The organism is Massilia sp. S19_KUP03_FR1 (genome assembly GCF_036688685.1).
Lineage (GTDB): Bacteria > Pseudomonadota > Gammaproteobacteria > Burkholderiales > Burkholderiaceae_D > JALYUM01.
This window is the reverse complement of the sequence record NZ_JAQQPS010000015.1, coordinates 103,182-122,292: the sequence shown is the minus strand read 5'-3', so window position 1 is coordinate 122,292 and position 19,111 is coordinate 103,182. Positions and strand designations below refer to the sequence as shown.

The following is a 19,111-nucleotide window of genomic DNA, read 5'->3' as shown; positions in this document are numbered from 1 at the left end:
TCTACCCGCCGCTTTCATGCTTTTACCCGCAGCGTGTTGCCGCGCGCTCCCATGAGACTGCGCGCGTATTACATCATCCTCGTGGCCGCACTGGTGTTGCCGGTGGCGGCCGTGTGTGCTTTGGCCGTCAACCTGCTCTGGCACGTCCAGCATGATGCCGCCATCGACCGCGTGCGCGAAAACGTGCGGCTGGTGCGCCTGGTCATCGACGGCGACCTGTACCGGGCCCAGTCGGTGATGCGCACCATGGCCAACTCGCAGGCGCTGGCCAGCCAGGACATGGCGCGGGTGTACCGTGAAATGCAGGCCATGAACGCCGGCAGCGGCGCCTGGATGGTGCTGTATAACGAACAGGGCGAACAAATCCTGAATACCCGCCTGCCCTATGGTAGTGCGGGCAGTGCGCTGGGCGTGCGCCCGCAGCCGGGCGAAGTGGCGCAAATGCTGGCCGCCGGCAAAGGCTGGATCACCGGCATGCGCTGGCGCGCCGCCCTGAAGAACAGTTTCGTGGCCGTCGAAGAGCCGATCGACCTCGGTTCGGGCCGGCGTTACGTGCTGGCGCAAGCCTACTCTCCCGCCTGGTTCACCAGCGCCTTCACCGGCCGCGCATTGCCGCCCGGCTGGATCGCAGGCCTGGCCGACCGCAACGGCGCGGTGATTGCGCGCTCGGAGAGCCCGCCCCGGTCCGGCGCGCGCATCAAGCCGGAATTGTTGCGCGCGCTGGACGACGCCCGCACCGACGTGCTGCGCCACCGGAACGTCGAAGGCGTCGAGGTGTACGACGTGTTCACCCATTCGCGCCTGGCGGGCTGGAGCGTCACCATCGGCGCGCCGGTCGACGGCATCGACCGCCCGGTCTGGACCAGCGCGCTGATGATCCTGGGCGGCATGGTGTTCGCGTTTGTGCTGGCGCTGGTGCTCACGGCCCTGTTCGGCCAGAGGCTGGTGCGCTACGTCGGGCGGGCCGCGCTGGCCGCGCGCCGGGTCGGGCGCCACGACGACGTGGCCGCGCTGGCGCCCTCGGGCGTGCGCGAATTCGATATGCTCAACAGCGCGATCATGGAAGCGAACGCGCGCCTGCGCGGGGAAATGCGCTCGCGCCTGTTGGTCGAAGACGAGCGCAATGCCCTGCTGGCCGAAGCCCAGCGCGCGCGCGGCCACGCCGAGGCGCAAAACGCGGCCAAGGATGAATTTCTTGCCATGCTGGGACACGAACTGCGCAATCCACTGGGCGCCGTCTCGAATGCCGTGCGCGTGCTCGACAGCGAACGCGCCAGCCCCGCCATGCAGTTGCGCGCGCGCCAGGTGCTGCTGCGCCAGAGCGATCACCTGGCCAAGCTGGTCGACGACCTGCTCGACGTGAACCGGGTGCTGATGGGGAAATTTACTCTGGCGCCGCACCGGATCGACCTGGCCGCCGTGGTCCAGCGCAGTCTGGAAACGCTGGACGGCGTCGGGCGTACGGCGCGCTTTACGGTACAGACCAGCGTGCAGCCAGCCTGGGTCGAGGCCGACCCGACCCGGCTGGCCCAGATCGTCGATAACGTGATCGACAACGCCATCAAATACAGCCCCGATGGCGGCGTGCTGGCCCTCACGGTGCGCAGCGCCGGGGCATTTGCCGAACTGGTCGTCACCGACGCCGGGGTCGGCGTTGCGCCCGACCTGCTGCCGCACGTGTTCGACATGTTCGTCCAGGCCAGCCAGCCCCTGCAACGCGCGCAGGGCGGCCTCGGCATCGGCCTGTCGCTGGTGCGGCGGCTGGCCGAGATGCATGGCGGCAGCGCGAGCTTGACCAGCGGCGGCCTGGGCCAGGGTTCGAGGTTCACCCTGCGCCTGCCGCTGGCACAAGAAGGCGCCGCAGCGGTAGCGCCGCCGGTCCTGGCCAGCGCTGCACTGCCGCGCCGGGTCTTGCTGGTGGAAGACAACGACGATGCGCGCGAGACCATGTCGATGTTGCTGGCCACCTGCGGCTGCACGGTGCTGGCGGCGGCGAATGGCCCGGACGGCGTTGCCCTGGCTGCCAGCGGCCAGCCGGCGCTCGGCTTCATCGACATCGGCCTGGCCGACATGGACGGCTATGCAGTCGCGCGCGCCTTGCGGGCCGATCCGCGCACGCGCACGATGCGCCTGATTGCCCTGACCGGTTACGGCAGCACGCGCGACCGCGACGCAGCACTGGCGGCGGGGTTCGACTTGCACCTCACCAAGCCGATCAGCCTCGAGCAACTGGTGGCTGCCTTGCAAACGCCCGCCGCCACGACGGTCTAATTCGAACCGAACAGATCGTTGGCGTCCAGGATCTCGTAGATGATCTGCGGATGCGCGTCGAGAGTGCGCCGGATCGCTGCCGGGATCGACTGGCGAATTTTCTTGCACAGCCCGGGCTGCTCGTCGAGTGCGACGATGATGCCACGCACCGTGCGTACTTCATTCACGCCAGGCGCAATGCGCAGCAGCACGCCCAGCTGATCGTTGATCAGCGCCTGCACCCGCAACAATTCGGCGTAGCTGCGCACCCGTTCGATGCGCTCGATCAGGCGCAGCTCATCGGCACGCGTGAGCCGAAGCGCGCGCAGGTCGGCCTGCGGGTCGGCCAGCAGACGCGCCCGGTCGCAGACGCAGGCGCCAGGCGGGCATTCGACGCGAATCGGAAATGGTGGCGGCACGGCGCAATCAGGGGATGACGAACGGTGATTGTACCGCAGCGCCACGCGCCGCCACGGCGCGCTGCGCAGCGCAACCATGCAGGCGAAACGCTGCTGGCGCGCCCCGAAACAGGCGGCAACGCACGCCAGGCGCATAATGGGCGACCTTATTATTCATGCCGGAGCCTGGAATGACCGAATCGTCCGCTGTTCATGTGGTTTGCCCCCATTGCGCGGCCATCAACCGGCTGGCGCCGCAGCGCCTGGCCGACGAGCCGACCTGCGGCAAGTGCAGCAAGCCGCTGTTCGTGGCGAAACCGCTGGACGTCACCAGCGCCCAGTTCGCGCGCCATATCGAGCGCAACGACATTCCCGTGCTGGTCGACTTCTGGGCGGCCTGGTGCGGGCCGTGCAAGGCGATGGCCCCGGCCTACCAGCAGGCGGCGCAACGGCTGGAGCCGGCCGTGCGCCTGCTGAAGGTCGACACCGAAGTGTCGCAAGACCTGGCCACGCGTTACAACATCCGCTCGATCCCGACGCTGGCGCTGTTCAAGGGTGGGCGCGAAGTGGCGCGCCAGCCCGGCGCCATGGATGCCACCTCCATCGTGAACTGGGTCAAACAACTGCGCTAAACTCGCGCACGTTTTACTTGTCCAATCAATATCACTGCGCTGGTAGAATTGTCGCCACTGGCGGGATGGTCCCGCTCAAGGAGAAAGCATGTCGCAACAACTGGTTTTGGATAGCAACCTCGAAGACGCCAAGCAATTTGCCCGCATCATGTACGTGGCGCATGCACTGACATTCTTCTTCTCGGTCGGCATGCTGTCGTTCATTCCGCTCATCGTCAACTACGTGAAACGGCCCGACACGGCCGGCACCATGGTGTACAGCCACCACACGTGGATGATCCGTACCTTCTGGTTCTACGCCTTGTGGATGGTGGTGGGCTGGATTCTGGTGATCACCCTTATTGGCATTCCGCTGTCGTGGATCGTGTTTCCGGCCGCATGGTTATGGAATGCATATCGCCTGATTAAGGGTTTCGTGGATTTAAACAACAATCGCGCGATGCCGGTGCAGTGATTCCGGTAAATTCTGCTGATTCTTTCGAATTATTCGTGTCAATACAGCGTTGCCGTGGTGTAATAGTAGTCAGAGGATGACCTCGCTTTTTGGGACACGAAACCATGAAAAATATACAACAGGAAGTCGACGAACGCAGCAATCTGACGGGCACGAACAAATTCGAGCTCTTGCTGTTCCGCCTGGGCGGTGACGCCAATGGCGAACGCAATGAATTGTTTGGCATCAATGTGTTCAAAATTCGCGAAATCGTCGCGATGCCGGCGGTGACCGCTGTCGCGGGCTCGCCCCCGCATGTACTGGGTGTTGTCAACCTGCGTGGCCAGATCATCCAGGTACTCGACTTGCCGGCCATTACCGGTTGCACGCCGAAGACTGGCCTGAACATCATGTTGGTCACCGAATTCGCCCGCACCACGCAGGCGTTTGCGGTGGAAAGCGTCGAAGAAATCGTGCGCCTCGACTGGAACCAGGTGATGTCGTCCGAGCATAGCGCCGGCACCGGCATGGTCACCAGCATTGCCCGCCTTGACGATGAAACCGGCGGCGCCGCGCCGCGCCTGGCCCAGGTGCTGGACGTGGAAACCATCCTGCGCATGATGAACCCGGCCGAGACCAACGTGGTCGATCCCGCCTCGATCGGCAGCAAAATCAGGATCAAGGCCGGCACCGTCATCCTCGCCGCCGATGATTCAGTCGTGGCGCGTTCGCTCATTGAACAGGGGCTCGAAGCGATGGGCCTGCCGTTCGTCATGACCAAGACGGGCAAGGAAGCGTGGGACCAGCTGAACTATCTGGCCACTGCAGCCGAAACCGAAGGCAAGACCATCTACGACAAGGTCGCGCTGGTGCTGACCGATCTGGAAATGCCGGAGATGGATGGTTTTACGCTCACGCGCAGCATCAAGAAATCAAATCGCTTTGCGAATATGCCGGTGGTAATCCACTCGTCGCTGTCGGGCACCACAAACGAAGAGCACGTCAAGACGGTGGGCGCGGATGCGTATGTCGCGAAGTTCTCGGCGGTCGATTTGTCGTCGACGTTGCGTAGGGTGCTGGGGCAGTAAGACAACAAAAAAAGCGCTGAGGCGCTTTTTTTTCGTCCACCACTTTGAAAGTGGTGTTTTAAGAGTGCACCATCTGCCCGAGCGCCTGCGCAATATCGGCAAGCAGATCTTCCACACTCTCGAGCCCGATATTCAAGCGCACCAGTGTGCCGGCATCATCCCAGGTGCGTCGCATCGCTGGCATCCGGTACGGCATCACCAGGCTGTTCGCGCCGCCCCAGCTGTAGCCGATGCCAAACAAGCGCAGCGCATCGACGAAGCGGTCGGTCTGTTGCTCGGTATAGCGCGCATCGAACACCACCGAGAACAAGCCCCCTGCCCCGGTAAAATCGCGTTTCCATTCGGCGTGCCCGGGACAGTCCTCGAACGCCGGATGCAGCACCCGTGCAATTTCCGGCCGCCCCTGCAGCCACGCGGCCACCTGGCGCGCCGCGGCATCGTGGGCGTCGAAGCGCAGCTGCATGCTGGGCAGGCCGCGCATCACCAGGAAGGCGTCGTCCGGGCTGACACCCAGACCAAGGCGCATGTGCGCCATGGCCAGCAGGTCGTTGAGTGCCACGTCGCGCGTGATCACCGCGCCCATCAGCACGTCCGAGCCGCCCGACTGGTACTTGGTCAGCGCCTGCATGATGATGTCGACGCCGAGGTCGAAGCCGCGCAAGGCCAGGCCCGCCGACCAGGTATTGTCGAGCGCGACCAGCACGCCGCGCGCGTGAGCGGCCGCGCAGATCGCCGGTAAATCCGGCACTTCCATCGACACCGAGCCGGGCGACTCGGTCCAGATCAGTTTGGTATTTGGCTGAATCAAAGCGGCGATGCCGGCGCCGACCAGCGGATCGTAGTAGCGCGCCGTGATGCCGAAGTCGCTCGACAACCAGCGACCCAGCTCGCGGTTCGGGTTGTAGACGTTTTCCGGCAACAGCACATCGTCGCCGGTTTTCAGAAAAGCGAAATCGACCATGGCGATGGCTGCCAGGCCCGAGGGCGCCAGCAGGCAGTGCGCGCCGCCTTCGATCTCGGCCAGGCGCGCTTCCAATGTAAACGTGGTCGGCGTGCCGTGCAGACCGTAGGTATACGCGCTCTTGTCTTTCCAGTCGCCCGAGCGCATCGCGGCCACGTCCTTGAACAGCACCGTGGACGCATGGTGGATCGCGGTCGGAAACGCCGCGAAGCCGCCCGGCGCCGTGTACGACGAGTGGATCAGGCGGGTTTGCAGCGTTGTATCGGCCATGGTGGGTTACGCGATCGAGGCCCACAGGTCGTGCGCATCGGCGCTGGTCACGACCACGTCGGCGAACTCGCCCACCACCAGCTTTTTGCCAGGCATCAGGGAGCGCTTGATGTGCACCACGCCGTCGATTTCCGGCGCATCCGCAGCCGAACGGCCGATGGCTTCCTTGCCGCCCACTTCATCGATCAGCACGCGGATGGTGCGGCCGACTTTCGCCTGCAGGCGCGCTGCCGAAATTTCTTCCTGGAGCAGCATGACGCGCGCGCGGCGCTCTTCGCGCAGTTCTTGCGGCACCGGATTGTCCAGCAGGTTGGCGGTGGCGCCTTCCACCGGCGAATAGGCGAAGCAGCCGAGGCGGTCGATCTGCGCTTCTTTCAAAAAGTCGAGCAGGTATTCGAACTCGGCTTCGGTCTCGCCGGGGAAGCCGGCGATGAAGGTCGAGCGGATGGTCAGTTCCGGGTTCATCGCGCGCCAGGCCAGGATGCGATCAAGATTTTTCTCGCCGCTGGCCGGACGCTTCATGCGGCGCAGCACGTCCGGGTGCGCGTGCTGCATCGGGATGTCCAGGTAAGGCAGGATGTTCTCGCCCGTCATCATCGGGATCACCTGGTCGACGTGCGGATACGGATACACGTAATGCAGGCGCACCCAGGCGCCGTACTGTTTGGCCAGCTGGCCCAGCGCTTCCACCAGTTGCGTCATGTGGGTCTTGACCGGGCGGCCGTTCCAGAACCCGAGGCGGAACTTGACGTCGACACCGTACGCGCTGGTGTCCTGCGAAATGACCAGCAACTCCTTGACGCCGGCTTTGAACAAGTTCTCCGCTTCCATCATCAGGTCGCCGATCGGGCGCGACACCAGGTCGCCACGCATCGACGGAATGATACAGAAGCTGCAGCGGTGGTTGCAGCCTTCTGAAATTTTCAGGTAAGCGTAGTGCTTCGGCGTCAACTTGACGCCCTGGCTAGGCACCAGGTCGAAGAACGGCTCGTGCGGCTTGGGCAGGTGCAGGTGGACCGAGTCCATCACTTCGGCCAGGGCATGCGGGCCGGTCACCGCCAGCACTTTCGGGTGCACCTTCATGATGATGTCGTCGCCCGCCGCATCTTTTTTCGCACCAAGACAACCGGTGACGATGACGCGGCCGTTTTCGGCCAGCGCTTCGCCGATGGCGTCGAGCGACTCCTGCACGGCGGCATCGATGAAGCCGCAGGTGTTGACAATCACGAGGTCGGCGCCGGCGTAGGACTTGGCGGTTTCGTAGCCTTCCGCACGCAACTGGGTCAGGATCTGTTCCGAGTCGACCAGCGCTTTCGGGCAGCCGAGCGAAACGAAGCCGACTTTCGGCGCGACCATGGGGGCGCCGAGAACGCCTGCAGCAGGAATGAGGGGAAGGGGTTGACGACGAAGTTCAGACATGGGCGCGGACCGATATAAAAAAACAGGCTAATCCACGATTGTACGCGAACCAGACCATGTCATCTAGCGGTCGGGCCATTTCCCTGCGCCCGTGTCAGCTGCCTGTCTATTTTTTGTCGGTGGGCGGGATGATGGGGCCGAACGGAAAGGCACCGAACAAAGTCTTGCTCTGGTTCTGCATTTGCTCCTGCATCTGCACAAATAAACTTTTGCTTTGCTCGATGTAGTTGTTCATCATGCCCTGCATCATCGGGCCCTGCACGTTCATGAACTGGGTCCACATCTCCGGGCTGAACGGCTTGCCTTCGAAGCTGCCAGCGGGTGTGCCGGTGAACTTGTTCTGGATATCGGTGAAGGCCTGCACGTTCTTTTCCAGGTAAGAACCCATCATGCCCTGCATTGCGTGGCCGTAGTAGCGGATGATTTGCGACAGCACGGCGCTGGAAAACATCGGCGCGCCATTCGCTTCTTCTTCCAGGATAATTTGCAGCAGGATGCTGCGGGTCAGGTCTTCGCTCGATTTGGCATCGATCACGGTGAAAGTGTCAGCGTCCAGCACCAGTTGTTTTACATCGGTCAGCGTGATGTAGGAACTGGTTTGCGTATCGTACAGCCGGCGGTTCGGGTACTTTTTGATCAGGCGTTCGGTACTTTTTTTCGTACTGCTCATCTCGACGTTCCAGGTAAAAGAAGTTACCCCGCTAAAGTCTCCAAACTCGGCGGGGGCGCAGCGCCTAAAAATACCACGCTATTGCTGCACGTGCAGCAATTATTAGGCGCACATCATCTTTTATGCGTTAGCAATGAAAGTTAATCAGCACGCGCTTTCACGTAACTGCCGGGCGCCGGCTCACCTGGCTGGTAGTCGGCATTGCCCGCCACAACCGGCGCGGCGACCTCTGTGCCACCATGTTTTTTCAGGAAGTCGGACCATGCAGGCCACCAGCTGCCGGCCTGCTCGCCAGCGCCTTCCATCCATTGCGCCGCCGACGCCGCAGCGCCGTCACGCAACCAGTGGCTGCGTTTCTTCTTGGTGGCCGGGTTGATCACCCCGGCGATGTGGCCGGACGCGCCCAGCACGAAGGTATTGTTCTCGGGTTTGGTGGGATTCAACAGGGACAGCGAGCGGAAGGCCGCATCCCACGGCACGATATGGTCTTCCTTCGAGCCGTAGATGAACACCGGCGCATCGATCGCGCCCAAATCCACCTTGGCACCGGCCACGGTCAGCTTGCCGGGAATGCGCAGATTGTTTTCCAGGTACATATTGCGCAAGTAGAAGCAGAACATGGGGCCCGGCAAATTGGTGCTGTCGGCGTTCCAGTACAACAGGTCGAAGGCCGGCGGTTCCTTGCCTTGCAAATAGTTCGACTGGACGTAATTCCACATCAGGTCGTTCGGACGCAGCGACGAAAAGGTCGTCGCCAGGTCGCGCCCCGGCATCAGGCCGCCCTTGGCCAGCATGCTTTCGCGCAGCGCCACCTGTTGTTCGTCGATGAAGACATCGAGCACGCCAGTGTCGCTGTAGTCGAGCAAGGTGGTCAACAAGGTCAGGCTGGCGGCGGCTTGCTGGCCGCGCGCGGCCAGCACGGCCAGCGCGCTGGCGGCGATGGTGCCGCCCACGCAAAAGCCGAAGATGTTCAGCTTGTCCTGGCCGCTGATGGCGCGCGTCACGTCGATGGCGCGGATCGCGCCTTGCTCGACGTAATCGTCCCAGGTGGTGTGCGCCAACGACTGGTCGGGATTGCGCCAGGACACCATGAACACGGTATTGCCCTGCTCGACCATGTAACGCACCAGCGAATTGTCCGGCTGCAGGTCGAGGATATAGTATTTGTTGATGCACGGCGGAATCATCAACAGCGGCACGGCGTGCACTGTCGGCGTCACCGGCGTGTATTGGATCAACTGGAACAAGTCATTTTGAAAGACCACGGTGCCGGGCGTAGTGGCGACGTTTTCACCGACTTGGAAGGCCGACTCGTCCGACTGCGAAATACGCCCCTTCTGCAAATCCTTGAGCATGTTTGCCATGCCCCTGGTCAGGCTGTCGCCCTTCGAGTCGATCAGTTGCTGCTGCGCTTCCGGGTTGGTGGCCAGGAAATTGGCGGGCGACATGGCGTCCACCATTTGCTGTACGGCGAAGCGGATTTTTTGTTTTTCGCGCGCCGGCGCCTCGACGGCATCGGCCATCGCCGTCAGGAATTCGGCGTTGAGCAGGTAGGAAGCGGCACTGAAGGAGGACATCACATTGTCCTGCCAGGCCGGCGTCGCGAATTGCTTGTCCTGCACGACGGGCAGGTTGCCCAGCATGGCGCTTTGCCACAGCTCAGTCGCTTTCTTCAGGTAAGCGTTGCGTATTTCTTCCAGCTTCGATGGCGCAATGGCGCCGGCGACCTGCGCGGGCGCTAGTGCGGCAGCCGGGTTGCTGAACTGCGCCATCCACGCAGCGAGGAAGGCTTGGGGATCAGGCATGTTCATATTCGCGTCCATTGGTTAAAATTGCGTGATTAATCAAGGATAAGGGGCAAAGACAAAATGATGTGGATCGTTGCCATCGCCTGGATGTACGTCGTGGTATTGATGGCCGCCACCGAAAGTTCGGTGCTCGGCGGCGTCCTGACGCTGCTGTTTTTTGGCGTGCTGCCATTATCGCTACTTTCGTACTTTTTTGGCGCGAAAGGCAGGCGTGCGCGGCACAAGGAGCGCGTCGAGAAAATGGTGCGGAAGAATGGAGACCGCCGCGATGAACCGCGGCTTTGATTATGAGTTGATCCAGATCAAACTGGCTTGCCGGCCTGTGATGCCATCCCTGCGGTAGGAATAAAACAGCTCGGCTTCGGTGACGGTGCAGTGCTCACCGCCCCAGACGCGTGTGACGCCGTCGGCTGCCAGCAGCATCCTGGCCAGCATGTTCATGTCGGCCAGATACTTGCCCGGACGCCCAGGATAGTGCTTGAATGCATCTTGCGCGCCGGTCACAGCGGCGAGAAACGTCGCGCGTACATCCTCCCCTACTTCAAACGCCGCGGGACCGATGGCCGGCCCCAGCCAGGCGGTGATCTCGCCGGCGCCGGCGCTGCGCATCGCGCGCACCGTGGCGCCCAGCACACCGGCCGCCAGGCCGCGCCAGCCGGCATGTGCGCCGCCGACCACCTTGCCCTGCATGTCCGCAAACAGCACGGGCAGGCAATCGGCCGTCATGATGGCGCAGGCGACGCCGGCTTGCGTGGCGATACTGGCGTCGGCCTCCGGCGCGCTGACGCCGACCGTGGCCGCATCGACCACCGTGACACCGTGCACCTGCGCCAGCCAGGCCGGATGGCCCGGCACCAGTGCCCGGTTGCGCGCCACCGAAGCAGGATCGTCGCCCACGTGGGTACCGAGATTGAACCCGCCGCCACCGTGGCCGTCATCATAGGGCGCCACGCTGACGCCGCCCACCCTGGTCGTCGCCAGGGCGTTGACATTGGGTGGTAAATCGGGCCAGTGCGGCGTCATTACACCGCTTCCGGTTCCGGAATGCCAGCTTTGGCGATCAGCTCGGCGAAATCGTCGGCCAGCGGCACGATCCATTCGCAGGCAACACCCGTGGCCGGATGCACCAGGCCGAGGCGGCGTGCCTGCAGCGCCTGGCGGCCGAAGACTGGCGTCAGGTGTTGCTTGCCGTAGGTCGAATCGCCCACCAGCGCGAACCCCAGGTGTTGCATGTGGACGCGGATCTGGTGGGTGCGGCCGGTTTCCAAATTACACTGCACCAGTGTCACCGGGCGGCGGTCGAGTAAACCCGATTCAATGCGCTGGTAATGGGTGATGGCCGGCTTGCTCGACATGCTGGTCGATACGGCCATCTTGATGCGGTCTTTCGGGTGCCGGCCCATCGACGCGTCGATGGTGCCAGACAATTGCGGCGTGCCCCACACCAGCGCAAAGTATTCGCGCTTGACGGTACGCGCTTGCAGCTGGCGCACCAGATCGGTCTGGGCGGCCAGCGTTTTGCCAACCACCATCAAACCGCTGGTGTCCTTGTCCAGCCGGTGCACGATGCCGGCGCGCGGGACGCTGGTCAGCTGCGGCGCGTGGTGCAATAAACCGTTGAGCATGGTGCCAGACCAGTTGCCGGCGCCCGGGTGCACCACCAGGCCGGCTGGCTTGTTGATCACCAGGATGTGGTCATCTTCGTAGATGATATTCAGGTCCATCTTTTCCGGCGTGAACGCCGTGTCTTCCGGTGCTTCCTGGGGCGCGACGACGATGCTTTCGTCGCCATACGCCGTGTCCTTGCCGCGCGCGGTCTTGCCGTCGACGAGGATGTGGCCGCCGTCGAACCACAGCTGCAGGCGGCTGCGCGAAAATTGCGGCACCAGGCCAGCGACAACTTTGTCGAGGCGCTGGCCGCAGGCGTCCGGCGTCAGTTGCAGGTGAATCGGCGACAGGTCGATGCCATGGCCGGCGCCGAAATCGATCTCGATCTCGTCGTCGATATCGACGTCCATCGTTAAACTTGGTAAATCCACCGAAATCGGCGTTGTAGGTAAGGTCACATCAGTCCCATCGGCTATAATCAGCCTTCGTAAAATCTTGGTAAAACTTTCTTGCAAAACGCTATGCAAAAAAAACTGTCTCTCCTGCTGGCCGCACTGACTCTGTTGAGCATCACTGCGTGCGGCGTGTTCGGCGATAAACCCGACGAAACCAAAAACTGGTCGGCGACCAAATTATACTCGGAGGCGCGCGAGGAAATGGCGGGCCAACACTATGAGGCCGCAATCAAGCTGTTCGAGCGCCTCGAGTCGAGCTACCCGTTTGGCACCTACGCCACGCAGGCGCAGATGGAAATTGCCTACGCCTACTACAAGTCGCAGGACCAGGCCCAGGCGCTGGCAGCGGTGGAGCGCTTCATCAAGCTGCACCCGAACCATCCGAACGTCGACTATATGTATTACCTGCGCGGCCTGGTCAATTTTAATGACCAGCTTGGCTTCCTGAATTTTGTCTACACCCAGGACCCGACCGAACGCGATCCGAAAGCGACGCGCGAATCGTTCGCTGCCTTCAAGGTACTGGTCGATAAATTCCCGAACAGCAAATACGCACCGGACGCGATCGCGCGCCTGAACTACCTGATCAATGCGATGGCCAACTATGAAGTGCACGTGGCGAGCTATTACTATCGCCGTGGCGCCTTCCTGGCCGCGCTGAACCGGGCCCAAGGCGCCGTCAAGGACTACGCCGAATCGCCGGCCACCGAAGAAGCGCTGTTCATCATGATCCAGAGCTACGACAAGCTGGGCATGCCTGAACTGCGCGACGACACCCGCCGCGTGTTCGTGAAGAATTATCCGGACAGCCGCTTCATGGGCGGCGGCGCCGGTCGTGATGCGCCATGGTGGCAATTCTGGGCCAAGTCCGGCGCGCGCGCTGCGCCGAAAGACGCCATCAAATAAAGCAGAAAGCGGAACCTCGGTTCCGCTTTTTTTACGCCCTTATTTCGCTGCGCAGGCCGGCAGCGCGGCGCGGGTGCGGCCGGTAGCGGCGCTGTCGTCCGGCCCCACCGTGTTGTCGGTGAATTTGCAGCCGTATTGCGGATCGGCCACCGTGGCCGGCGCCAGCACCTCGTCACCCGCCGGTTTTACCCCGGTTTGTTCCCACTTGACCATCGCGTCGAATGCGGATGCCTGTTCCGCCACCGTGAAATCGCAGTGGCTGATGCCGCGGATGGCGCGCTGCACCAGCAGATTCGAGGTGCCCAGCTTGTCGGCCCGGCGTTTATAGATCTGCTCCATGCTGAACGGCACGTACATATCGCCCAGCGTGTGGATCGTGACCATCGGCACGGAAATTTGCGCGTTCGTTTTGGGCACCCAGCGCAGGCCGTCGCGGCGCAGGCGGTTGGCGTCCGGCGTTGCCTGGACCCGGAAGATGGTGGCATTGAAGGCTTGCTCGTCGCTGGTGAGCGCCGCATTGGCGTCGAACTGGAACACCGTGTCTCTGCTCGTGTTCACGTCCTCGTTGAGGATGCCCTGCAACTTGCCGTCGCGCCCGAACACGCCCCAGACGGTCGCCTGCAGCGCGCCGGCGTAGGCGAAATCGAACAAGGGACGCGTGCCACCGGTGAGGTTTTGCACGATGGCCTTCAGGCGCTGGCCCTGGGCGGTGGGCACGGCGGCCGCCGTCGGCGTGCTGCCTCCCGGAAAACTGCTGAACAATCTGGCTTGCACCTGCGGCCCGATGGTGTTCCAGTTCGCTGGCGGCCAACTGGTGGCCGGGAGGCCGGCCTCCTGCTGGGCGGCGGTCTGGTAGGCGGCGAAATAATCGAACAGCTCGGTGTCGCCCAGTACGCCGCACATCGGCACGGCGCCGGCATAGCGGATGCGGTTGTTGGCGCTGCGGATGTTTTCTTCATCCACCGCGGCGGCCGTGATGTGCCCGCCCATCGAGACGCCGGTGATATACACCTTCGATGGCGCCGACACATTTCTGCCGTTCTGGCGCGCGATGTCGTTAAATGCCAGGGCCAGCGCATTGGTGTCCTCGACGCCGGCGCGCACATCGTAGTAATTCTTGCTGTAGCTCGACGCCGCCCAGGCATAGCCCTGGCTGAGCAGATAGCGCCGGATGGCCGGCGGCGCCACGGTCAGGGCCTCGCCCGTGCCGGCGTAGCCGTGGGCGTACATGACCAGCATGCCGTTCCAGTTTTTGGGCACTTCGACCTGGTAAGCCGCGCCCTTCAGGATGCCGGCCCAGCGGTCGGTTTCCGGCACGCCGGCCATGGCGGCAAAGGTATTGCCGGTCTGGACGGCGGCAAACAGGCGCGTGTCCTGCGGGCGCTGGGCTTCAGGGGTGGTGTCGACGCGCACGTCGTCATTGCCGCCGCCGCAGGCCACGAGGGCGCAGGCGGCAAGGATGGGAAGTGCAAACAAGCGATGGGTCATCAGATGTCTCCGTTATTTTAATGTGCATGGTTAGTTTTACTCTGCGAAACCGTGTTTCTAACAGCGGTTTTATTGTAAAACTAACTGCAAATTATGTATATCGGCACACCTGACGCTGATTACGCTGCCTGCTTGCGCCGGAAAACCCAGCTGGTTTCAGTCGAGTCGGCCTTGTCGAAGGCATAGCCATCGACGTCGAAGCGCTTCAGCTTGACTGGGTCGACGATGCCCTTGACTGCCGCATAGCGCGCCATCAGCCCGCGCGCGCGCTTGGCGTAGAACGAGATGATCTTGTATTTGCCGTTCTTGAAATCCTCAAATACGGGCGTGATCACCGGTACGTCCAGCGACTTCGGGCGCACCGATTTAAAATATTCTTCCGAGGCCAGGTTGACCAGCGCGGTGGACCCAAGCTGCGCGACTTGCCTGTTCAGCGCTTCGGTGATGGTGTCGCCCCAGAAGGTGTATAAATCCTTGCCGACAGGATTGGCCAGCTTGATGCCCATCTCGAGGCGATACGGGTGCATCAAGTCGAGCGGGCGCAGCAGCCCGTACAGGCCGGACAGGATGCGCAGGTGCTCTTGGGTATAAGCCAGCTGCTTCGGGGTCAGGCTGCGCGCATCGAGGCCGCCATAGACGTCGCCGTCGAACGACATCACCGCCTGGCGCGCGTCGGAGACGTCGGTGCGCCACTCAGCGTAGCGGCCGACGTTCAGGTCGGCAAGTTTGTCGGAAATGCCCATCAATTCGCTGATCTCGCCCGGCGAGCGGGTGCGCAATACCTTGATCAGTTTCTCTGAGCGATCCAGGAAATCGGGCGTGCTGTGCAGTTTGGTGGTGGGCGGCGTAGTGAGGTCGAGCGTCTTGGCGGGCGAAATAACAAGCAACATGGTGATAGTTCAGTACTCAGCAATTAGAATGGCGACCATGATACCTGCTCCTACTCCACCACAACGCGTCATCCTCGACACCAACGTCTGCCTCGACCTGTTCGTGTTTCACGATCCGCGCTGGGCGCCGCTCCTCGCTGCGCTCGAAGCCGGCACGGTGCAAGCCGTGACGCGCGCGGATTGCCGCGATGAATACCTGATCGTGCTGCACTATTCCCACTTGCCGCTGGACGAGGCGACGCGGCCCATTGCGGCGGCGCGCTTCGACCAGCTGATCACGGTGATCGATCCGCCGGTCAGCGGCGTGCGCCTGCCCGTGTGCACCGATCGCGACGACCAGAAATTCCTGGAACTGGCGCGCGATGCGGCGGTCGATACCTTGATTACCAAGGACAAGGCCTTGCTCAAGCTGGCGCGCAAGACGGCGCAGGCGGGGATGTTCAAGATTATGGTTCCGGAGGCGTGGTTGAAAGTGTTTGGCGCAGACCGTGGTGAGGTGTCGGTGTCTTGAGGTCGTTGGTGCTGCAAGCTCAGCATGGATCCCGGCCTGCGCCGGGATGACGGTTTCGCATGAAATGAAATGAAGCACGTGAGCGCTTGGCTGCGCAACTTCATCCGTAGGAAAGTCCGGACCGATGCTGAATATGACAACGCCGCGCTAGAATAGCCGCACCAGACTATTCAAAAAAATCCATGCCCACCGTCCCGTCCCGCCTCCCCGCCATCGGCACCAACGTCTTTTCCACCATGTCCGCCCTGGCCGTCGAACACGACGCCGTCAACCTGGGCCAGGGTTTTCCCGACTTTCACTGCGACCCGCAGCTGGTCGACCTGGTGCATCAATCGATGCTGGCCGGCCAGAATCAGTACCCGCCCATGCCCGGCGTGGCACCCCTGCGCGCCGCAATCGCCGCCAAGGTGGATTCCCTGTACGGCAAGCGCTACGACCCGCATACCGAGATCACGGTCACCAGTGGCGCCTCGGAAGCGATCATGTGCGCCATCCTGTGCAGCGTGGGGCCGGGCGACGAAGTGATCATCATCGAACCGGCCTACGACTGCTATCTTCCGGCCATTTTGCTGGCCGGCGGCAAGGTCGTCACGGTATCGATGCAACTGGGCGAACAAGGCTTCACGGTGCCGTGGGACCTGGTCGCGGCAGCCGTCAGCGCGCGCACGCGCATGGTCGTGATCAATTCCCCGCACAACCCTACCGGCGCGATCCTGCGCCAGGCCGACCTGGACGCGCTGGCCGACATCGTGGCCGGCACCGACATCCTCATCCTGTCCGACGAAGTCTATGAACACATGGTCTACGACGGCCAGCAGCACGTTTCTGTAGCGGGTCACGCGCGCCTTGCCGAGCGCGCGTTCGTGGTTTCGAGTTTCGGCAAAACCTACCACGTCACCGGCTGGAAAGTCGGCTACGTCCTCGCGCCGGCGGCCATGAGTGCCGAATTGCGCAAGGTCCACCAGTACAATGTGTTCACTGTGAACACGCCGATGCAGCACGGGATCGCCGCCTACATGGCCGACCCGCAGCCTTACCTGGACTTGCCGGCCTTTTACCAGCACAAGCGCGACCTGTTCCGCGCCGGTCTGGACAACACGCGCTTCACGCTACTGCCGGCCGACGGCACCTATTTCCAGTGCGTGCGCTACGACGCCATCTCGCCTTTGCCGGAGCTGGAATTCGCCAAATGGCTGACGGCGGAAATCAAAGTGGCCGCCATTCCGCTGGCGTCGTTTTATGTCGGCGGCAAGGAACAGGGCATCGTGCGCTTCTGCTTTGCCAAGCAGGATGCGACCCTCGAACTGGCCCTCGCGCGCCTCGCGCGCGTATGACAAAAAAAAAGCCCACCGGGGTTGAGCCGGTGGGCAAAAACCAGTCCCTGGGAGGAACGGATGCACAAGACGTATCTTAGTGCCCGAACATTTCACCCTCATGACAAGTCATTGTTTTAACTGCTGAACCTTGCGTTCGACAAACCCCTGCAGATTCGGCGGCAGCGCGCCGCTGGCATCAGCCTGCTGAAACGCAGCGAGCGCCTGCGGCAGGCGCTTCTCTGCCTGCAGCGAAATGCCCATCCCCATCAGCCAGATCGGGTTGCCCGGCGTGGCGGCCAGCGCCGCCTGATACTGGACGACCGCTTCGCCGTGGCGCTGCTGGCGTTGCAGCACGCCAGCCAGAAAAGCCTGGTAGTCGCCATTGCCCTGCGCGTACGGCAAGGTACGCAACAAGGTGTCGACGGCGCCGGCATCGCCCTGTTCAAGCTGCAGACGCGCCAGCAGCATGGCCATGGCCGGTTGGCGCGGATCGAGCCCCAGGCCCAGTTGCAGCTGGCGCTGCGCCGCCTCGCGGCGGCCGGCTTCGACCAGCAAGCTGACCAGGGTCTGGCGCGCGGCATCGTGGCGCGGGTCGGTTTGCAGCGCACGTTCCAGCGCGGCGATGGCGTCCGTCACACGCCCATCCTGCAAGTCCGCCAGCGCGCGGCGGTAATCGGCTTCACTGCCGCGTGGCGCCGCCGCGGCTGTACTGCGCGTAACGATGTTCTCCGTCTGCTCTGCGGGCTGTGCCACGCGACGCGGCGCGCGCACGGGCGCTTCGGCTTTGACGACCTTGACCCGCGCTGGCGGCGCAGCCACGACGGTGGCCGGCGCGATCACGGCAGGCGCGCTAACGACCGGCTGCGGCGGCGTCACACGCACCATTCCGGCCGGCACGGCGGCCAACGGCATCGGCCCTTTGGATGGCTGCGGCTTCTGCTGCACGCGCCAGCCGAGCCATCCCGCCACCACCAGCAGCGCGACCAGCCCCACTGCGAGCGCCACGCGCGGCACCAGCTTCGGCGTCGGCCGCAGCACAGGTTTCACCAGCACAGGATCGACTCCGCCGCCGGCGCCGCGCGCATCGAGGTCTTGCAGCATTTTGTTAATCAGACTCATTGCGCCAGCACCCATGCCAGACCGCCACCCGCGGCGGCCACCATGCCGAACGCGGTCAGCCACGGCCAGGCCAGCCGTTTGGCACCGATCGTGTCGCGCGCGGCCGCGACGATGTGCGCGTCGCTGACTTGCTGGCGGCCTTCGCCATACGCCAGCATCAACGCCTTGTGCGCAACGATGTTGACCAGGCGCGGAATACCGCCGCTGGCCCAATACAGGCGCCGCACAGCGGTGCGCGAAAACAGGCGCGCCCCGGTGAAACCGGCCACGCGCAGGCGGTGCGCCAGATAGAAATCCAGGTCGTCGCGCGTCAACGGCCCCAGGTGATAGTGGAAGGTGATGCGCTGGGCCAACTGGCGGATCGAATCGGCCTGCAGGTTGCGGTTCAGTTCGGGCTGGCCGAACAAGACGATTTGCAGCAGTTTTTTCTTCTCGGTTTCCAGGTTCGTCAACAGGCGCAGCGCTTCGAGCGTGACTTGCGGAATCGCCTGCGCTTCGTCCAGGCACAGCAGCACGCGCTGGCCGCCGGCGGCCAGTTCCATCAGGCGCGCCGTGATCGATTTGAGTAACTGGTGCTGATCCACCTCCGTGTCCAGCACCACGTCGAGTTCGTCGGCCAGGGCCAGCATCAGCGTACGCGGCTCCAGATAGGGGTTCGGGATGTAGGCGCTGACGAAATCCGGGCCCAGCGTGGCCAGGAATTTGCGGCACAGCAGCGTTTTGCCGGTGCCCACTTCGCCGGTGATTTTAATGAAACCCTCACCCGTGCGCGCCGCCACCAGCAGCGTGTTGAGCGCTTCCTGGGAATGCGGACTGGTGAAAAAATAACTGGTGTCCGGGGTGATGCCGAACGGCGCCTCGCGCAGGCCGAAGTGGGCGGTGTACATAA

Annotated in this window: 20 protein-coding genes; 8 read left to right on the top strand and 12 right to left on the bottom strand. The window is 63.1% G+C overall.

Annotated features, from left to right (window positions below):
* Positions 1-51 precede the first annotated feature (51 nt).
* The gene (locus V6M87_RS17590; RefSeq protein WP_332877949.1) at positions 52-2,271 is read left to right on the top strand and encodes an ATP-binding protein; all 2,220 of its coding nucleotides are present in this window, start codon (positions 52-54) and stop codon (positions 2,269-2,271) included.
* On the opposite strand, the gene V6M87_RS17585 is transcribed toward V6M87_RS17590, so the two are convergent.
* Together V6M87_RS17585 and V6M87_RS17580 are read right to left on the bottom strand one after the other, a co-directional pair.
* Entirely contained in the window at positions 2,268-2,669 is a 402-nt protein-coding gene (locus tag V6M87_RS17585; protein WP_332877948.1) for a hypothetical protein, read from the bottom strand. The genes V6M87_RS17590 and V6M87_RS17585 overlap by 4 nt on opposite strands.
* Before the next feature lie 7 nt (positions 2,670-2,676).
* On the bottom strand, positions 2,677-2,826 hold the full coding sequence (locus V6M87_RS17580; RefSeq protein WP_332877947.1) for a hypothetical protein: 150 nt from the start codon (positions 2,824-2,826) through the stop codon (positions 2,677-2,679).
* Positions 2,827-2,839: 13 nt separating this feature from the next.
* On the opposite strand from V6M87_RS17580, the gene trxC reads away from it, so the two are divergent.
* The 3 genes from trxC (at position 2,840) to V6M87_RS17565 (ending at position 4,801) form a co-directional block, all read left to right on the top strand.
* Positions 2,840-3,280: a thioredoxin TrxC gene (trxC, locus tag V6M87_RS17575; RefSeq protein ID WP_332877946.1), complete on the top strand. Its 441-nt coding sequence runs from the start codon at positions 2,840-2,842 to the stop codon at positions 3,278-3,280.
* An 88-nt stretch (positions 3,281-3,368) separates the two neighbouring features.
* On the top strand, positions 3,369-3,734 hold the full coding sequence (locus V6M87_RS17570; protein ID WP_332877945.1) for a DUF4870 family protein: 366 nt from the start codon (positions 3,369-3,371) through the stop codon (positions 3,732-3,734).
* 104 nt (positions 3,735-3,838) lie between these two features.
* Entirely contained in the window at positions 3,839-4,801 is a 963-nt protein-coding gene (locus V6M87_RS17565) for a chemotaxis protein (RefSeq protein ID WP_332877944.1), read from the top strand.
* Between the two features lie 58 nt (positions 4,802-4,859).
* Here V6M87_RS17565 and V6M87_RS17560 read toward each other — a convergent pair whose 3' ends face one another.
* From V6M87_RS17560 to phaC, 4 genes are all read right to left on the bottom strand, one after another.
* Complete coding sequence (locus V6M87_RS17560) at positions 4,860-6,032, bottom strand: cystathionine beta-lyase (protein ID WP_332877943.1); 1,173 nt, start codon at positions 6,030-6,032, stop codon at positions 4,860-4,862.
* A 6-nt stretch (positions 6,033-6,038) separates the two neighbouring features.
* Positions 6,039-7,388, bottom strand: coding sequence for a 30S ribosomal protein S12 methylthiotransferase RimO (gene rimO, locus V6M87_RS17555; RefSeq protein ID WP_332877942.1), 1,350 nt, complete (start codon positions 7,386-7,388; stop codon positions 6,039-6,041).
* A 169-nt stretch (positions 7,389-7,557) separates the two neighbouring features.
* The gene (gene phaR, locus V6M87_RS17550) at positions 7,558-8,121 is read right to left on the bottom strand and encodes a polyhydroxyalkanoate synthesis repressor PhaR (RefSeq protein ID WP_332877941.1); all 564 of its coding nucleotides are present in this window, start codon (positions 8,119-8,121) and stop codon (positions 7,558-7,560) included.
* Positions 8,122-8,261: 140 nt separating this feature from the next.
* Positions 8,262-9,932 (bottom strand): class I poly(R)-hydroxyalkanoic acid synthase, encoded by a 1,671-nt coding sequence (gene phaC, locus V6M87_RS17545; protein ID WP_332877940.1) that lies wholly within the window; start codon positions 9,930-9,932, stop codon positions 8,262-8,264.
* Between the two features lie 57 nt (positions 9,933-9,989).
* On the opposite strand from phaC, the gene V6M87_RS17540 reads away from it, so the two are divergent.
* Positions 9,990-10,214 (top strand): hypothetical protein, encoded by a 225-nt coding sequence (locus tag V6M87_RS17540; RefSeq protein WP_332877939.1) that lies wholly within the window; start codon positions 9,990-9,992, stop codon positions 10,212-10,214.
* On the opposite strand, the gene pgeF is transcribed toward V6M87_RS17540, so the two are convergent.
* Positions 10,215-10,952, bottom strand: a complete 738-nt coding sequence (pgeF, locus tag V6M87_RS17535; protein WP_332877938.1) for a peptidoglycan editing factor PgeF — start codon at positions 10,950-10,952, stop codon at positions 10,215-10,217.
* A complete protein-coding gene (locus V6M87_RS17530) occupies positions 10,952-11,947 on the bottom strand; it encodes an RluA family pseudouridine synthase (protein ID WP_332877986.1) in 996 nt (331 codons plus the stop codon). The genes pgeF and V6M87_RS17530 overlap by 1 nt, the downstream gene beginning before the upstream one ends.
* A gap of 111 nt (positions 11,948-12,058) precedes the next feature.
* On the opposite strand from V6M87_RS17530, the gene V6M87_RS17525 reads away from it, so the two are divergent.
* Positions 12,059-12,898, top strand: coding sequence for an outer membrane protein assembly factor BamD (locus V6M87_RS17525; protein WP_332877937.1), 840 nt, complete (start codon positions 12,059-12,061; stop codon positions 12,896-12,898).
* Positions 12,899-12,937: 39 nt separating this feature from the next.
* On the opposite strand, the gene V6M87_RS17520 is transcribed toward V6M87_RS17525, so the two are convergent.
* Both V6M87_RS17520 and yaaA read right to left on the bottom strand, forming a co-directional pair.
* Complete coding sequence (locus tag V6M87_RS17520) at positions 12,938-14,386, bottom strand: alpha/beta hydrolase family protein (RefSeq protein WP_332877936.1); 1,449 nt, start codon at positions 14,384-14,386, stop codon at positions 12,938-12,940.
* A gap of 119 nt (positions 14,387-14,505) precedes the next feature.
* Complete coding sequence (gene yaaA, locus V6M87_RS17515; protein ID WP_332877935.1) at positions 14,506-15,276, bottom strand: peroxide stress protein YaaA; 771 nt, start codon at positions 15,274-15,276, stop codon at positions 14,506-14,508.
* 37 nt (positions 15,277-15,313) lie between these two features.
* Here yaaA and V6M87_RS17510 point away from each other — a divergent pair, with 37 nt between their 5' ends.
* Together V6M87_RS17510 and V6M87_RS17505 are read left to right on the top strand one after the other, a co-directional pair.
* Positions 15,314-15,787, top strand: coding sequence for a putative toxin-antitoxin system toxin component, PIN family (locus V6M87_RS17510; protein ID WP_332877934.1), 474 nt, complete (start codon positions 15,314-15,316; stop codon positions 15,785-15,787).
* A gap of 182 nt (positions 15,788-15,969) precedes the next feature.
* Positions 15,970-17,121, top strand: coding sequence for a pyridoxal phosphate-dependent aminotransferase (locus tag V6M87_RS17505; protein WP_332877933.1), 1,152 nt, complete (start codon positions 15,970-15,972; stop codon positions 17,119-17,121).
* Between the two features lie 108 nt (positions 17,122-17,229).
* Here the strand turns inward: V6M87_RS17505 and V6M87_RS17500 are convergent, their stop codons facing one another.
* Complete coding sequence (locus V6M87_RS17500) at positions 17,230-18,222, bottom strand: tetratricopeptide repeat protein (protein WP_332877932.1); 993 nt, start codon at positions 18,220-18,222, stop codon at positions 17,230-17,232.
* Positions 18,219-19,109, bottom strand: coding sequence for an ExeA family protein (locus tag V6M87_RS17495; RefSeq protein ID WP_332877931.1), 891 nt, complete (start codon positions 19,107-19,109; stop codon positions 18,219-18,221). The genes V6M87_RS17500 and V6M87_RS17495 overlap by 4 nt, the downstream gene beginning before the upstream one ends.
* Between the last annotated feature and the right edge of the window lie 2 nt (positions 19,110-19,111).

Bases quoted from the DNA above. Each gene is read 5' to 3' on its own strand.
- V6M87_RS17505 (WP_332877933.1), top strand. From the start codon at position 15,970: ATGCCCACCGTCCCGTCCCGCCTCCCCGCCATCGGCACCAACGTCTTT.
- phaR (WP_332877941.1), bottom strand. From the start codon at position 8,121: ATGAGCAGTACGAAAAAAAGTACCGAACGCCTGATCAAAAAGTACCCG.
- V6M87_RS17530 (WP_332877986.1), bottom strand. From the start codon at position 11,947: ATGGACGTCGATATCGACGACGAGATCGAGATCGATTTCGGCGCCGGC.
- rimO (WP_332877942.1), bottom strand. From the start codon at position 7,388: ATGGTCGCGCCGAAAGTCGGCTTCGTTTCGCTCGGCTGCCCGAAAGCG.
- V6M87_RS17520 (WP_332877936.1), bottom strand. From the start codon at position 14,386: ATGACCCATCGCTTGTTTGCACTTCCCATCCTTGCCGCCTGCGCCCTC.
- V6M87_RS17565 (WP_332877944.1), top strand. From the start codon at position 3,839: ATGAAAAATATACAACAGGAAGTCGACGAACGCAGCAATCTGACGGGC.
- trxC (WP_332877946.1), top strand. From the start codon at position 2,840: ATGACCGAATCGTCCGCTGTTCATGTGGTTTGCCCCCATTGCGCGGCC.
- V6M87_RS17590 (WP_332877949.1), top strand. From the start codon at position 52: ATGAGACTGCGCGCGTATTACATCATCCTCGTGGCCGCACTGGTGTTG.
- yaaA (WP_332877935.1), bottom strand. From the start codon at position 15,276: ATGTTGCTTGTTATTTCGCCCGCCAAGACGCTCGACCTCACTACGCCG.
- V6M87_RS17540 (WP_332877939.1), top strand. From the start codon at position 9,990: ATGATGTGGATCGTTGCCATCGCCTGGATGTACGTCGTGGTATTGATG.
- V6M87_RS17510 (WP_332877934.1), top strand. From the start codon at position 15,314: ATGATACCTGCTCCTACTCCACCACAACGCGTCATCCTCGACACCAAC.
- phaC (WP_332877940.1), bottom strand. From the start codon at position 9,932: ATGAACATGCCTGATCCCCAAGCCTTCCTCGCTGCGTGGATGGCGCAG.
- V6M87_RS17500 (WP_332877932.1), bottom strand. From the start codon at position 18,222: ATGAGTCTGATTAACAAAATGCTGCAAGACCTCGATGCGCGCGGCGCC.
- V6M87_RS17560 (WP_332877943.1), bottom strand. From the start codon at position 6,032: ATGGCCGATACAACGCTGCAAACCCGCCTGATCCACTCGTCGTACACG.
- V6M87_RS17495 (WP_332877931.1), bottom strand. From the start codon at position 19,109: ATGTACACCGCCCACTTCGGCCTGCGCGAGGCGCCGTTCGGCATCACC.
- pgeF (WP_332877938.1), bottom strand. From the start codon at position 10,952: ATGACGCCGCACTGGCCCGATTTACCACCCAATGTCAACGCCCTGGCG.
- V6M87_RS17580 (WP_332877947.1), bottom strand. From the start codon at position 2,826: ATGAATAATAAGGTCGCCCATTATGCGCCTGGCGTGCGTTGCCGCCTG.
- V6M87_RS17525 (WP_332877937.1), top strand. From the start codon at position 12,059: ATGCAAAAAAAACTGTCTCTCCTGCTGGCCGCACTGACTCTGTTGAGC.
- V6M87_RS17570 (WP_332877945.1), top strand. From the start codon at position 3,369: ATGTCGCAACAACTGGTTTTGGATAGCAACCTCGAAGACGCCAAGCAA.